The organism is Acinetobacter sp. 766875 (assembly GCF_000582055.1).
Lineage (GTDB): Bacteria > Pseudomonadota > Gammaproteobacteria > Pseudomonadales > Moraxellaceae > Acinetobacter > Acinetobacter nosocomialis.
Genome location: NZ_JEXX01000012.1, coordinates 1 through 14,487 on the forward strand (window position 1 = coordinate 1; position 14,487 = coordinate 14,487).

At 40.1% G+C, this 14,487-nt stretch carries 11 protein-coding genes and 5 tRNA genes; 6 read left to right on the forward strand and 10 right to left on the reverse strand.

Features of this window, described 5'->3' with window-relative positions; all coding sequences use genetic code 11:
- Nucleotides 1–49 precede the first annotated feature (49 nt).
- The 5 genes from J576_RS11450 to J576_RS11470 all read left to right on the forward strand — a co-directional run bounded on the left by J576_RS11450 (nt 50) and on the right by J576_RS11470 (nt 7,356).
- Nucleotides 50–445 (forward strand): cation efflux protein, CzcI-like, encoded by a 396-nt coding sequence (locus J576_RS11450; RefSeq protein WP_002050593.1) that lies wholly within the window; start codon nt 50–52, stop codon nt 443–445.
- Nucleotides 446–502: 57 nt separating this feature from the next.
- Nucleotides 503–1,912, forward strand: coding sequence for a TolC family protein (locus J576_RS11455; RefSeq protein WP_002051750.1), 1,410 nt, complete (start codon nt 503–505; stop codon nt 1,910–1,912).
- Nucleotides 1,912–3,120, forward strand: a complete 1,209-nt coding sequence (locus J576_RS11460) for an efflux RND transporter periplasmic adaptor subunit (protein WP_002051734.1) — start codon at nt 1,912–1,914, stop codon at nt 3,118–3,120. The genes J576_RS11455 and J576_RS11460 overlap by 1 nt, the downstream gene beginning before the upstream one ends.
- Nucleotides 3,110–6,268, forward strand: a complete 3,159-nt coding sequence (locus tag J576_RS11465) for an efflux RND transporter permease subunit (RefSeq protein WP_002051755.1) — start codon at nt 3,110–3,112, stop codon at nt 6,266–6,268. The genes J576_RS11460 and J576_RS11465 overlap by 11 nt, the downstream gene beginning before the upstream one ends.
- 131 nt (nt 6,269–6,399) lie before the next feature.
- On the forward strand, nt 6,400–7,356 hold the full coding sequence (locus tag J576_RS11470; protein ID WP_002051646.1) for a cation diffusion facilitator family transporter: 957 nt from the start codon (nt 6,400–6,402) through the stop codon (nt 7,354–7,356).
- A 19-nt stretch (nt 7,357–7,375) separates the two neighbouring features.
- Here J576_RS11470 and J576_RS11475 read toward each other — a convergent pair whose 3' ends face one another.
- Nucleotides 7,376–7,714: a zinc-ribbon domain-containing protein gene (locus J576_RS11475; protein ID WP_002051673.1), complete on the reverse strand. Its 339-nt coding sequence runs from the start codon at nt 7,712–7,714 to the stop codon at nt 7,376–7,378.
- A 273-nt stretch (nt 7,715–7,987) separates the two neighbouring features.
- Here J576_RS11475 and J576_RS11480 point away from each other — a divergent pair, with 273 nt between their 5' ends.
- Nucleotides 7,988–8,935: a hypothetical protein gene (locus tag J576_RS11480; protein WP_033855603.1), complete on the forward strand. Its 948-nt coding sequence runs from the start codon at nt 7,988–7,990 to the stop codon at nt 8,933–8,935.
- Between the two features lie 92 nt (nt 8,936–9,027).
- Here J576_RS11480 and J576_RS11485 read toward each other — a convergent pair.
- The 9 genes from J576_RS11485 to J576_RS11525 form a co-directional block, all read right to left on the reverse strand.
- Nucleotides 9,028–9,103: transfer RNA gene (locus tag J576_RS11485), tRNA-Glu, on the reverse strand.
- 88 nt (nt 9,104–9,191) lie between these two features.
- Nucleotides 9,192–9,267: transfer RNA gene (locus J576_RS11490), tRNA-Glu, on the reverse strand.
- A gap of 88 nt (nt 9,268–9,355) precedes the next feature.
- A tRNA-Glu gene (locus J576_RS11495) sits at nt 9,356–9,431 on the reverse strand.
- 134 nt (nt 9,432–9,565) lie between these two features.
- Nucleotides 9,566–10,450 carry a lipase family protein gene (locus J576_RS11500; protein WP_081400986.1) on the reverse strand — a complete coding sequence of 295 codons (885 nt, stop codon included), beginning with the start codon at nt 10,448–10,450 and terminating at the stop codon, nt 9,566–9,568.
- A 116-nt stretch (nt 10,451–10,566) separates the two neighbouring features.
- Complete coding sequence (locus tag J576_RS11505) at nt 10,567–11,985, reverse strand: amino acid permease (RefSeq protein ID WP_002051693.1); 1,419 nt, start codon at nt 11,983–11,985, stop codon at nt 10,567–10,569.
- 131 nt (nt 11,986–12,116) lie between these two features.
- A tRNA-Glu gene (locus J576_RS11510) sits at nt 12,117–12,192 on the reverse strand.
- 25 nt (nt 12,193–12,217) lie between these two features.
- A tRNA-Ala gene (locus tag J576_RS11515) sits at nt 12,218–12,293 on the reverse strand.
- 57 nt (nt 12,294–12,350) lie between these two features.
- On the reverse strand, nt 12,351–13,859 hold the full coding sequence (gltX, locus tag J576_RS11520) for a glutamate--tRNA ligase (protein WP_002051704.1): 1,509 nt from the start codon (nt 13,857–13,859) through the stop codon (nt 12,351–12,353).
- 117 nt (nt 13,860–13,976) lie between these two features.
- A complete protein-coding gene (locus J576_RS11525; RefSeq protein WP_002051642.1) occupies nt 13,977–14,276 on the reverse strand; it encodes a hypothetical protein in 300 nt (99 codons plus the stop codon).
- Nucleotides 14,277–14,487: the final 211 nt, after the last annotated feature.

Sequence of the window (14,487 nt, forward strand, 5' to 3'; positions counted from 1 at the left end):
GAGCCTGCTATAGTGGCTTTGTTCAACTTTTTAGTTTAATGGTGTGCTGTTGCCACGTTCTGCACTTTTCATGTCCGTCTTATTCTGTTTGCTTATATTCCAAAGTTTATGGAATGTGGCAGCGGCATTTTGCGCCCATGAAAATCAGGAAAAAGCATTACATCATTTTGGACATCATGCTGCTTTGAGTTATGAATCTTCACAGCATAGCCATACTGAAAAGACTGAGGTTGAAGGGATTACGCATAAATCTCCCCTAAGCTTGTCCGATCATCATGACCATTTACCTTCATGTTTTCATGTTGTGATTGTAGAAGCACAAGAAAAAATTGTTTCACCGTTAATACAGTCATCTGAGCCAAAACAACAATATTATTGGTCTAATTCTTATAAGTCTCCTCATATTTCTAAACAAGACCCGCCTCCTGTTTTAACCCTGCTATAGGTGGGGTAGCCGAAAAATAACCCACCAGAAATATTATTTATTTCATAGGGTTACTTTATGTCTATTTTTTTATACGAAAAACGTTTCGTTAGTCTGAGCTCATCTTGGATACTTAAATCATTAGTTGTTGCGGTTGCGCTTTCAACTAGTGTTGTAACAACTGCGGCTAATTCAAATCAAAACCTTGCTGAAAATACTCAACCGCAGCGTATACAGAATGTTTTAACGTTTGAGCAAGTACTAGAGCAGGTTAAGCAATTTCAGACACAAACAGGAATTTGGCAAGCTCAACAAGATATCGCAGAGAGCAATATCAGACAGAGCCAGTTATGGGAAAATCCGACGGTTTCTGTACAGCAAACGGGTTTTAAATCTGGAAAAGATCAGGAACTAGAACTTGGTATATCGCAAAAACTAGATGTTTTTGGTGTACGTTCCGCAGCAAAAAAACTGGCAAGTGTCCAGCAAAATCAAGTTGAGTTAAATCAGGTTTTATATGATGCTCAGCTAAAGCTTGCTGTCAAATATTTATGGTCACAAGTTTCGATTTTGGAGCTTGAACATGAAGTTGCTAAAGCCCAGTTAAGAACGAGTAAGAACCTTTTAGATGCTACTCGTTTACGCTTTCAGGCCGGTAGTATTGCTCAGGTTGATTTAGACCGGACTTTAATGACGCATGTTGAAAACCAACGTTTATATCAGGAAGTTGAATTATCACTAAGTAGTGCCAAAAGAAAATTGGCGAACTTATGGGGTGAGACTGAAGATAACTTCACCTTACGTCCAGATATAAAAAGTGCGTGGCCTTTAAAAAATGAAGGTGACATCGATCAATATTTAAAACAGAATTTGTTAGAACAGTCCATGCGACTTCAAGCCATCCAACAAAATTCTGAAATTAATTATTTAAAAGCAAAAAATCGTCCAACACCTACCGTAAATATGGGTGTGGTTCGTAGCAAAACCGCAGAAACGAGCAGTACCGAAAATCAGATTCGAGTAGGTATTGCGGTTCCTTTAAACATTTTTAATCGCCAGCAATATGCCCTGAAAATTGCCCAAAGCAAACTTGATTTAATTGCCCAGCAGCAAAGTTTTTATAAAAAGCAAAGCCTAGATTCTATTCGTACTCTACAGTACGAGTTGGCTGGTTTAAAGCAGCAATATAACTTGATGAATGAGCAACAGATTCCTTTATCAGAGACGGTACAGGAGAAAATGTTGCTTGGCTTCAAAGTCGGTAAATTTGCAATTACCGATGTTCAGCAATCTACCCTGCAATTACAAGAACAAAGATTGAAGAAAGTTCAACTCCTTAAATCTGCTTGGCAAAAAGCAATTGAGGCTGAAAGTTTAGCTCTCGGGATCGATCCAAATATGGTGATGTCCGGAGATGCATTAAATCAAATTAATCAAAATTTATGGCAAGACACCTATAAGTTGCCAACAGTTGGAGGGGCAGAGTAATGTCAGTTAAAAAAATGAAAAACCAATGGGTTATTGCTCTTTCGCTGCTGATTGCTTGTCTTGCTTTAAGTGCTTGGTTATTTTTCTCAGGGAAAAAGCAGTCCACTACTGAAAAAAGTGAAGAAGGGCATGCAGAAGGTGAAGCGGATCATGGAGAGACTGAAAAAGAGGAAGGAAGTTTAAATCTCACTTCCAAGCAACTGGTTGAATATGGTGTGAAGTTAGAGCAAGTAGGGCGCGGAGAAGTTGAGCAGAATCTCTCATACCCTGCCAAACTTGTTGTAAATACAGACCAGCAAGCACATGTCTCTTCAACATTTTCTGCCCGAGTGGATAGTGTAAATGTTGCGCTGGGACAACAAGTTGAAAAGGGACAGGCGCTTGCGACTTTATTTGTACCAGATTTGGTCGATCAACAAGCTAACTTAAGCATGGCGCAAGAAGCGCTAACATTAGCTCAGCAAGATTATCAGCGTGAAAAACAATTGTGGGAGCAAGGTGTTTCAGCACGTCAAGATTATCAGCGTGCTTACAATGCTTATCGTCAAGCGCAAATTCAGGTACAAGCTGCAAATAGCCGTTTAAGTGCCTTGGGAGCGACTCGCTCAAGTAAAGGTCGATATGTTTTAACTGCACCTTTAAGCGGTGTAATCAGCAGTAAAGATATTGTTATTGGTGAGCAAATTGGCCCTGAAAAACAGTTATTTGTTATTGATCGCCTAGATCAGCTATGGGTTGAGTTTGTATTGCCAAGTACAAATACCAATATTCAGCCTAATCAGGAAATTGAATTTAAATCGCTGCAAACGAACAATATTTTTAAAGCACAGGTACAAAGTTTAACGTCAGAAGCGGATAGTCAAACTGGTCGTTTACAGGTTCGTGCCAAGGTGCTGACACCTTCAAAAGAATTACGTCCTAATTTAATGGTTAACGTGTTACTGAAACAAAATAATGCAGCGACTGTATTACGGGTTAACAAGGCAGCGGTACAACAGATTGATGGAAAGAATGTAATCTTTGTTGCAAAACCGGAGAAGGACAAAATTCATTTTGCTCCTGTTGCTGTAGAGTTAGGCAATTATTCTTCAGATGCGCAATGGGTTGAGGTTAAATCCGGAATTACTGAAAAGCAGCAATATGTGACTCAAGGTAGTTTCTTGCTCAAGTCCGAACTAGAAAAAGGGGAGGCTGAGCATGGACATTAATAAACCTGATTTGCCAAAGGCTGAAGGTTTGTTTGATCGGATCATTCAGTTTTCAATTAATAACGCCATTTGGGTCATGATGTTTGTCATTGCTTGGATTGGTGTCGGAATTTATAGCTACCAGAAACTTTCAATTGATGCCGTGCCAGATATCACCAACGTACAGGTACAAATCAATAGTCAGGCTAATGGTTTTACAGCACCGGAAGTTGAGCAAAGGATTACTTATCCGATTGAAAATGCCATGTCCGGTATTCCAAATCTGGAACAGACTCGTTCAATTTCCAGATATGGTCTTTCTCAGGTCACCATTATCTTTAAAGATGGCACTGATATTTATTGGGCAAGGCAACTCATTAATCAACGTTTACAAGAAGCTAAGAGCGCTTTACCCGATAGTATTGATCCGCAAATGTCTCCAATTTCAACTGGACTTGGTGAGATTTATCAATGGGTGGTAAAAGCGGAACCAAATGCTAAAAAAGCAGATGGTTCAGCCTATAGCGCAATGGATCTGCGTGAAATTCAAGACTGGATTATTCGTCCTCAGTTACAACGCGTACAAGGGGTAGCCGAGGTTAATAGCATTGGTGGATACAACAAAACCTATGTGGTTTCACCAGATCTGACGCGGTTACAGCAGTTGCAGATTCCCCTCACCGATTTACAAGATGCGCTTCAAAATAACAATGAAAACCGCGGTGCCGGATTTATTGAAGAGAATGGTCAGCAACTCACAGTTCGTGTTCCGGGTATGCTGACGTCGATACAAGATATCCAGAACGTTACGGTCGCCACGAAAAACGGTTTGCCTATACGGGTTGCTGATGTGGCCTCAGTATCGATTGGTCATGATTTGCGTACTGGTGGTGCTACCTATAATGGACAGGAAACTGTTTTAGGTATCGCCATGATGATGATGGGTGAAAACAGTAAAACCATTGCCAAAGCGATTGATCAAAAAGTTCAGGAAATCCAAAGATCACTCCCTCAGGGTGTGGTGATTGAAACAGTCTATGATCGTAGTAGCCTCGTAGATAAAGCAATTAAAACAGTAGCTAAAAATTTGATTGAAGGAGCGATTTTAGTCATCGTTATCCTGTTCATCTTTTTAGGAAACTTTCGTGCCGCTTTAATTACTGCTTGTATTATTCCATTGGCAATGCTTTTTACCTTAACGGGCATGGCAGAACAAAAAATCAGTGCCAACCTGATGAGTTTGGGAGCTTTAGACTTCGGGATCATTGTCGATGGAGCAGTTGTTATTGTTGAAAACTGTATTCGGCGTTTAGCTGAAGCGCAGCATTTAAAAGGTCGCTTACTAACACGTTCAGAACGCTTTACAGAGGTCTTTCTAGCCGCTAAACAAGCACGACGTCCATTAATATTTGGTCAGATCATCATTATGGTCGTGTACTTACCAATTTTTGCTTTAGCAGGCGTAGAAGCAAAAATGTTCCATCCTATGGCAATGACCGTTGTTTTAGCGTTATTGGGAGCAATTATTTTATCTGTGACCTTTGTGCCGGCAGCTGTTGCTTTGTTTGTTACGGGTGAGGTGAAGGAAAAAGAAAGCCGCTGGATGATGACCTTGAAAAAAGGTTATGCAGGCTTACTCGATAAGGCTTATGCCTTCCGATATGTTGTTGTCACAGCAGCAGTCAGCATCTTGATTTTGACAAGTGCAATTGCAACACGAGTGGGTAGTGAGTTCGCACCTCAGTTAAGTGAAGGTGATTTTGCACTGCAACTCATGCGTGCACCGAGCACTGGCATAGAAGAGTCGCTTAAGATTCAGGAGAATGTGGAAAAGCAGTTATTGAAAGCTTTTCCCGAAATTAAAGCCATTTTTGCAAGAACAGGAACAGCCGAGGTTGCTACAGATGTCATGCCTCCTAATATTTCCGATGGTATTGTTTTATTAAAACCACACGATCAATGGCCAAACCCTAAAGAAACGATAGATGAACTGCGTGCCAGAATGCTGCAGTTCGTGAACCAGATTCCTGGTAATAACAGTGAATTTTCACAACCGATTGAACTACGTTTTAATGAGCTTATTTCAGGTGTACGTAGTGATATTGGGGTGAAAATTTTTGGGGACGATATGCAGGTTCTCAATCAGGAAGCGGAAAAAATAGCTCAACAGCTACGTAGCATTCCGGGTGCCAGTGAAGTCAAAGTTGAACAGACTGACGGTTTGCCATTACTGAATGTAGATGTTGATCATGCATTGGCTGCCCAATACGGTCTATCAGTCAAATCTATTCAAGATATTGTGGCTGCCAGTATTGGAGGACAGAGTGTAGGGCAAATTTTACAAGGTGATAGACGTTTCGATTTTGTGATTCGTTTGCAGGAAAACATGCGTACGCCTCAGCAGTTAGCTCAGTTACCGATTCGCTTACCAAATGGTGGTCTGATTCAGTTACAAGACGTCGCTAAGGTTGAGAATATTCTAGGCTTAGCTCAAGTAAGTCGTGAAAATGGTAAGCGCCGTGTCATTGTGACAGCAAATGTGCGTGATCGTGATCTTGGGTCTTTTGTACAAGAGATGCAAAGCAAACTGGCACAGCAAAAGCTACCTAGCGGCTACTGGTTAGGTTATGGAGGACAGTTTGAGAATCTTGCTTCTGCTACAGCAAGAATGCAAATCGTCGTGCCGATGGCGCTCATCATGATCTTTGTGTTGCTCATGGCCGTATTCAGTAATTTTAAAGACAGCTTACTGGTATTTAGTGGAGTTCCTTTCGCTTTATCTGGTGGATTAGTGGCTTTATGGCTGAGAGATATACCACTTTCGATGTCTGCTGGGGTCGGTTTTATCGCTTTATCGGGTGTTGCAGTATTAAATGGTTTGGTCATGCTCACGTTTATTAAAGAGCTGAGAACAACTTTAGATGTTCATGCGGCAACCTGGAAAGGAGCGGTATTACGATTACGTCCAGTATTAATGACAGCATTTGTTGCTTCACTTGGTTTTATTCCGATGGCTTTGGCAACAGGAACTGGAGCCGAAGTGCAACGACCTTTGGCAACGGTCGTAATCGGTGGCATTATTTCATCTACGATATTAACTTTGGTTTTATTACCGGTCATTTATCGATGGATGAATGAAAGCAAAGCGAAAAGCGCTGAGCATTCATAATGTCATCGTTTTGAGATATCTTTTTTGATGACAGCGTCAATTCAAAAAAGTGTTTGAAAGAGGTAAAGGTAGTAATGTTTCCATCGTTATCTTTACCTCACCATAAAGATAAATAATAAGGAGTCCGCAAAATGGGTGGACAACATGGTCATGATCATAGTCATGCTGTAGTGACTGAAGGTAATGCTAAGAAATTAATGATTGCTTTAGCACTGACTTCAACATTTTTAATTGTTGAGGTCGTTGCTGGATTAATTACACAAAGTTTGGCATTACTCTCCGACGCTGCGCATATGTTTACCGATGCCGCTGCTCTGGCAATTGCTCTGATTGCAATTCAGATTGCGAAGCGTCCAGCCGATAATAAACGTACTTTTGGTTATCAGCGCTTTGAAATTTTGGCTGCATTATTTAATGCGCTCATGCTGTTCGTAGTGGCAATTTATATTTTATATGAAGCTTATATTCGCTTCTCTAAGCCGCCTGAAATTCAAAGTGTGGGTATGCTCATTGTGGCAACCATTGGTTTAGTGATTAACCTTATCTCAATGAAAATCCTCATGTCGAGTGCCAATAACAGCTTAAACGTGAAAGGTGCTTATTTAGAGGTGTTGAGTGATGCACTAGGCTCGGTTGGCGTTATTATTGGTGCAGTTGTGATTTACTTCACCAACTGGTACTGGGTCGATACGATTATTGCGGTATTGATTGGTTTTTGGGTATTACCAAGAACTTGGGTTTTACTGAAACAAAGTATCAATATTTTGCTCGAAGGTGTACCTGAAGAAGTCGATATCGAAAAGTTACGTGCAGATTTATTGTCTTTAAATGGTGTTGAAAGTATTCACCAACTCAAGGTATGGGCGATTACTTCTAAAAACATTCATTTAACTGTGCACTTATTTGCGCCTGAAGCTGACCGTACTAAACTCTATCAAGATGCTGTTGAAATGCTTTCTCATGAGCATGGTATTGGCGAAGTGACATTGCAAATTGAAGATGATGCCGAGATCAATTGTCAGCATATCGCTCAACATGCTTCACATGAACATGATGAGACTGATAAAGAACATTCACATCAGCACTAAGCTGATGTGAATACTTTTTTTAAATTTCCCATTCGTGATTGCAGTCACGACATTTCCAATGTTTTTGTGACTGCATAAATGCTTGCATAGACAATTTAAAGTCCGGCAAATCACGCCAGAACATAAAACCCGCCCCTAGAGTCACAACAAAAACAACGACCGTTGCAATTTGTAGAGAAGTGCCTGCACCATTGCCAAAAATCCACATAAAAATACTAATTACAACCAAGAGTAATAGTACAAAAATTGCAGGAACTAAAATCACTAAGCTCTTAGGCACAACAGGTTTGGCACTGTTAACACCTTGGCTTACTGGCATAATTTTAACACTTTGACATTGAGGGCAACGATATTGCATGACAGCTCCACATTAAATTTGAATCTATTCTAACGGAAATGCAAAGAAAGGAAAAAAATTGTAGGGCTTTTAAAAAGTGCTATGAAAGTTAGATATAAAAATACTTTTTTGAAACAAGCATATATGAAAAAATGATGATTTATGCGTACACATAAAAGTTAAAATAGTACCGTAGAGCATGCTAATCTAGATAAAAACAAGTGTGTTCAACACTGGAAATGAGCTGAAAAGCTGATTAATGGGATGCGAAAGAAATATAAAAAGGAGAGGGACTTGGGTCAAGAAGATGACAATAAGTCGGAGCCTATAACGACATCAACAGTTTCAGGGAACCCTGACCCTATAAAACTGTCATTCTCACGCCGTTTGCTGCATAAGACTTTGCAACATGCTCATGATGCCGTTGGGTTTGCTAGTGATACGACACGTAATCTTGCAGAGGTTGCAGATGCAGCCTTGGATGCTTTAGATCATGTAACAACTCATACAAAGCGTGGGGTCGTTGGCATGACCAATCTGGCAGCAGGAACTGTTAGAGATATGGTGTCTGAAACGAGTGAAACTGCGCGTCAGGTTGCCTTAATTATGGCTCCTACTTTTTTTGGGAAAAAGAAGCCGAATTTATATTTGCCTGAGATGTTGTTAAACAGTCAAATTCGTAAACGTATAGATCGTTCAGAAATTGATGATATTAAAGTTCAATGTGGCAATGATCGTTTTCAGGTTGAAATCGATGGGCACTATCACCGTTTCCTATATCGGCTGAGTTTAGATTTTCGGGTATTGGAATGCCGTATTGGGCAAGAAAAATTCTTACGTTTACGTCAAATGGATGAAAGTCTGGATGTGCAAATACGTCATGGTGGAACATTGTCGAATTGGGCAGTCCGTCGTATCGGCCGAGTAGGTTTCGAAGTCATTAACATGTTGCCTATACCATCACTGATTAATCATTTGATTCGTGATATTCCGGGTATTCAACGTGATGGTCACCGTATGTGGTTTATTGACCTTGAACAGGCAGGGTTTATTGATTTCATTAACAACCGTTCATGGATGGTAGAAAAACTTTTAAGCTTGACAGACTTTAGTATTTTACCGGGACTCAATATTTTGAGGGAAAGCCGGGAGCTTGTGCAGCAACTGGTAGATCAATTCGAAATAAAAGGACTACGGGTTCAATCAGGTCGTCTTGAAGTCCAAGTTGGAATTGCGAATTAAATTACATAAATGAGAAGCTGATTGATGATCAGCTTTTTTATTGCGTAGGTAAGAAAAAAGCCACTGTCTTCATGCAGTGGCTTTTTAGAATTTGGCGTCCCTACGGGGATTCGAACCCCGGTTACCGCCGTGAAAGGGCGATGTCCTAGGCCTCTAGACGATAGGGACTTATATGAGGCTAGTTACCTGCGCGCAGTAAACTGCTTGCCTAAATTCTCGGCAAAGATAATTAATCTTTGCTTTTCCTCGAATTTAGTGGCGTCCCTACGGGGATTCGAACCCCGGTTACCGCCGTGAAAGGGCGATGTCCTAGGCCTCTAGACGATAGGGACTTATATGAGGCTAGTTACCTGCGCGCAGTAAACTGCTTGCCTAAATTCTCGGCAAAGATAATTAATCTTTGCTTTTCCTCGAATTTAGTGGCGTCCCTACGGGGATTCGAACCCCGGTTACCGCCGTGAAAGGGCGATGTCCTAGGCCTCTAGACGATAGGGACGTTTCAGAGGTGGGCGTATATTAGGTCGATTTAATAAAAGTGTCAAATAGTTTTCTAAAGAAATATTAAAAAAAACATTCAAGCGCTTAAAAATAACTCAAATTGTAGAAAATATAGGCATTTATGGCTAATTTTTATTGAAAAGGTTCAATAATTGCTTTGATGACTGCATGGTGTTGTAAGTACCCTACAATTTCATGGGGTTGGTTCGCAAAAGTAAAAATTTCTTGATTGATAATTGGTGGAGTGAAATTAAAAGGTGCTTCACTTAATGGGAAAGCTGTTAAAAAATCATCTTTTGAGTAGAAATTATACCAATCGCCATTGAGGCATTTTGGTCGTTCAATCGGAATAGGGAGTTTACTTTGGATCACCCGAAAAGAAAGTGGTGAAGCTAAGGTAACAAAGCGTTGTACTGAAAAGTGATAAGCCGGGTCTGATAACAAGTGAAATGCGATCACGGAACCTAAAGAGTGGGCGACTACAATACAATCTTCATCATCATGCATTTGTTTTAAAATTCTTTGATGAACTTCGTACATAAAATCAGGATTAGATAAGTACATGTAAGTTTCAATCAAGAATTGTTGAATTAAGCTCTCATGTAATTTAGGAAAATTATTTAAAAGAACCACCATTTCTTTAAGAACGCGATCTTTTACTAACTGTGAAGTCAGATATAAACGTTCTGATAAGCTTTCTGCGGGTTGATCGGGGGAAAGAGGAAGATGTGGCACAAAAGGAGTATGTTCCTTAGGTGTGTTGGCTTGTGAGTGTAAATGGATAGGCAAATGAAAGTTAAAGGATTTTGGAAGTAAGGTGTTTAAATCTAATTGATTAGAGAGTTGATATTTCGCCATTAAATCGCCATAAAAAGGCATGTGTATATGTAAATCTCTTAAATTAACTCTACAGTGCAATTGTTTTAAGCCCAGTTTAAAGACTCTTAGCCAGTGCTCTTTTAAACGATGTGCTGTGTAATTTTGTTGATTCATCCCATGGATAAATATAATTTTCATTGTATACAAGGAATTGTTTTTAATATAAATTTTAATCTACAACGGTAGATTCTATAAAGCCAGTATCTAAACAAAAAAAAGTGTAGCTTTTTGCTACACTTTTTAATTACAAGCACTTAGGCCTTATGGCGATAAAAAATAAAATAACTGATATAGCAAAGAGCCGTAAAAATTAAGCAACCTACAAAACCTGCTCGCATTTGAGGTTCTGCTGCCATACTTAAACAGGTAATAAAGCAGAATAGAAAACCTAAAATTGGGACAATAGGAAATAATGGTGCAGCATATTTTAAATCTTTAACCGTATGTCCAGCTCGGTACCAGTGTCTACGGAAATTGAACTGACTTAAACAGATACTCATCCAGACAATAACCATGGTGAAAGCTGCAACGCCGAGTAAGTTTTTAAAGATGGTTTCAGGTGCAAACTGTTCCGATAGCAAACCTGGGATTGCGCCAAACATGGTAACTACTAAAGCAACAATAGGTGTCCCACTTTTTGAAAGCTTGGCAAATACACTTGGAAGAAGCTTTTGTTCTGATAAAGACCACATCATGCGTGAAGCGGCATACAAACCTGAATTGGCGGCTGAGAGCAGTGCAGTAATAATTACAAAACGAATGATATCATCTGCATATGGAATACCAATGTAATTAAATACAGTAACGAAAGGACTGCTACTTACACTTTCACTGCTTAAGCCTGCAAGCTGGAAAGGGAGTAATGCACTGATCACAATAATGGTGCCGACAAAGAAAATAAGAAGGCGCCAGATTGCAGCATTAATCGCTTTAGGGACGTTTTGTGCAGGATCTTTAGTTTCACCAGCAGCCACACCAATTAGTTCTGTCCCAGAGAACGCAAAATTCACAATCAGCATGGTAGTAAAGATAGGGAGGAAACCGTGTGGGAACCAGCCTTGGGCTGTTAAATTACTAAACAGAGGAGCAGTTTGAGCACCATGAAAAGGAATTAAACCAAAAATGGCTAATAACCCAAGCACAATAAAGGCAATAACGGTAACAACCTTAACAAGCGCTAACCAGAACTCAGATTCAGCAAATACTCGAGTTGAACTAATATTTAGTCCAAAAATCGTCACTGCAAAAATAAGTGTCCAGATCCACATTGAAATTTGCGGAAACCATTCCTGCATGAGTAGGGCAGCGGCGGTAAACTCGGTCCCTAACGTTGCTGTCCATGTTAACCAATACATCCATGAAATCATGTAACCTGTACTTGGACTAATGTACTTTTGGGCATATGCACCAAAAGAGCCAGAAACAGGCATGTGCACAGCCAGCTCGCCTAAACAGAGCATAACCATGTAAGCAATTGCACCCCCAAGAATGTAGGCAATAATTGCGCCAATAGGTCCAGTTTGTGAAATGACTTCCCCTGAACCCAAAAATAAACCAGTACCGATTGCACCGCCTAGCGATAACATCACAAGGTGGCGAGTACTCATGGCTCTTTTTAAAGGTGCAGTACTGTTCTGATGCTGAGCATCTAGTTGATTGTCAGATGGCTGCATATTACACATTGAGAGAATTTAAGAAAGACGCTATTTTAGATAAAATAGACAAATGTGCAATCAAGAAGGTGTCAAAGAATAGACAGGAAGGTGACGATAGAGTCTTTAAAAGGAATTTTTAAAATAGAAAATGGCGTCCCTACGGGGATTCGAACCCCGGTTACCGCCGTGAAAGGGCGATGTCCTAGGCCTCTAGACGATAGGGACTTGATGAGGCAAACACAAAGGATCTTGGTGGAGCCAAGCGGGATCGAACCGCTGACCTCTACAATGCCATTGTAGCGCTCTACCAACTGAGCTATGGCCCCAGTTTGTGTGAGCGCAATATTAGGGTGAATGCGCCCACACGTCAACAAAAAAATGAATTAAGCTTCGCTAGTTGCTTCATTTTTCGGCAGTTTTAAGCTTTCATTGAGCTTTTCCCAGTTTTTCACCTCTTTTTTACTCGGTGCACCAACAATTTCTAATGCATGTCGTAAGCGAGCAAAGGTTAAATCTGGACCAAGCGTAACCATTGATTGCATAACTGGTGTTGAACTGGTTGAGCCAGCAATTGCGATAAAGAAAGCAGGCATAAAATCACGTAGTTTAATACCCATTTGATTTGCCAAGTCCATTAAGGTTTGGCTAACCGTGTCATTATTCCAAGTAAACTGACTTTCAAGACGCCAAATAGCAAATTGTAAGCTTTGGCGAACTTGTTCTTGAGTCAATTTTTTACTTTCAAACATTTCGGCTGTAATTTGTGGCATATGGTTAAAGTAGAAACCAGCCCAATTTACTGCTTCAGAAAGTAAATTAATACGCGGTTGAATTGCAGCAGCAATATCTTCTAATGTATTGCGGTCACTCTTCCAAGTAAGTAAACGGTCTAGTAGCTGGCCTGGTGTTAAACCTTTAATCCATTGACCATTCAACCAATTGAGTTTTTCAACATCGAAAATTGGGCCGCCTAAAGATACACGTTGAATATCAAAATGATCCATCATGTCTTGCAGGGTAAATACTTCACGCTCATCTGGCATTGACCAGCCCATACGGCCTAAATAGTTGAGTAAGGCTTCTGGCAGAACGCCGATATCGCGGTAGTAGTTAATTGATGTTGGATTTTTACGTTTAGATAACTTCGACTTATCTGGATTACGTAGCAATGGCATATGGCAAAGTGTTGGCATTTCCCAACCAAAGTATTGGTAAAGCAACTGATGCTTCGGTGCAGAAGGAAGCCATTCTTCACCACGCAATACATGAGTGATTTCCATTAAATGGTCATCAACGACATTCGCTAAATGGTAAGTTGGTAAACCATCAGTCTTAAGAAGGACTTGCATGTCGACTTGTGCCCAAGGAATTTCTACTTCCCCACGGAGTAAGTCGTTAAATTTACATACACCTTCTTCTGGAACTTTCATACGGATGACATGAGGTTCGCCTGCTTCTAGGCGGCGAGTTACTTCTTCTTGAGAAAGCTTTAAACCGCGGCCATCATATTTTGGTGTTTCACCGCGAGCCTGCTGTTCGGCACGCATTTGATCAAGTTCTTCTGCTGTCGCGAAACAGTAAAAAGCATGGCCTTTTTCAACAAGTTCTAACGCGTATTGCTTATAAATTCCCATACGCTCTGATTGGCGATAAGGCGCGTGTGGGCCACCCACATCTGGACCTTCAGACCAATTTAAACCTAACCAGCGTAAAGAATCTAAAATCATTTTTTCAGATTCTGGTGTAGAGCGAAGTTGGTCGGTATCTTCAATTCTTAAAATAAATTCCCCACCATGTTGTTTCGCAAAACACATATTGAATAAAGCAATGTAGGCAGTACCAACATGTGGGAAACCAGTAGGAGAAGGTGCAATACGAGTACGAACTTTCATAGATAATGGGTCAAAATAAAAATTGAAACTATTATAACGAAAAAGCCCAGTATTCTGACGTTTTTATTTAACGGCAGACTGGGCTTAAGTTGAAACGATGAGGGGTCGTTTCAAATATTAAGAAGTATGTGGCTGGAAGATGGCCTGAACAAAACGTGAGAAACGCTCATGCTGTGCTGCAAGAAAGTTTTGAGTAGGTGTTACACGAATAGTGTTAAGTACTTTTAACTCATCATCTGTAGATGGTAGAGCTATAGTATTGCGTTTTTGCTGGTCGAGTGCTTTTTCAATAAGCGAAGACTGGCGGTCAGAAACGCTTTTGGTTGGTGTATCTTTGAGTGCTGCGGCAACTGATAATTGTGATGCAAAACTGAGCACCAAACCCAAACTCAAAGCTTTTCCATACTTAATTTTCATTTTTACTCATCCCCTCAGTACGTACATTTCGTCTATTTTTTGAGTTTAACCAAATGTAAAATTACGGTAACGCTACGATTCAAACATAAATTTTAATAAAAAAGTAGAACCATGTCACACTTTTTACAAAAAATACCTTTATTTTACGTTGGTATCTTTCAAATGTAGCCTATCTGTATCCATTACGTCTCATTATTTAACAAATTAATGT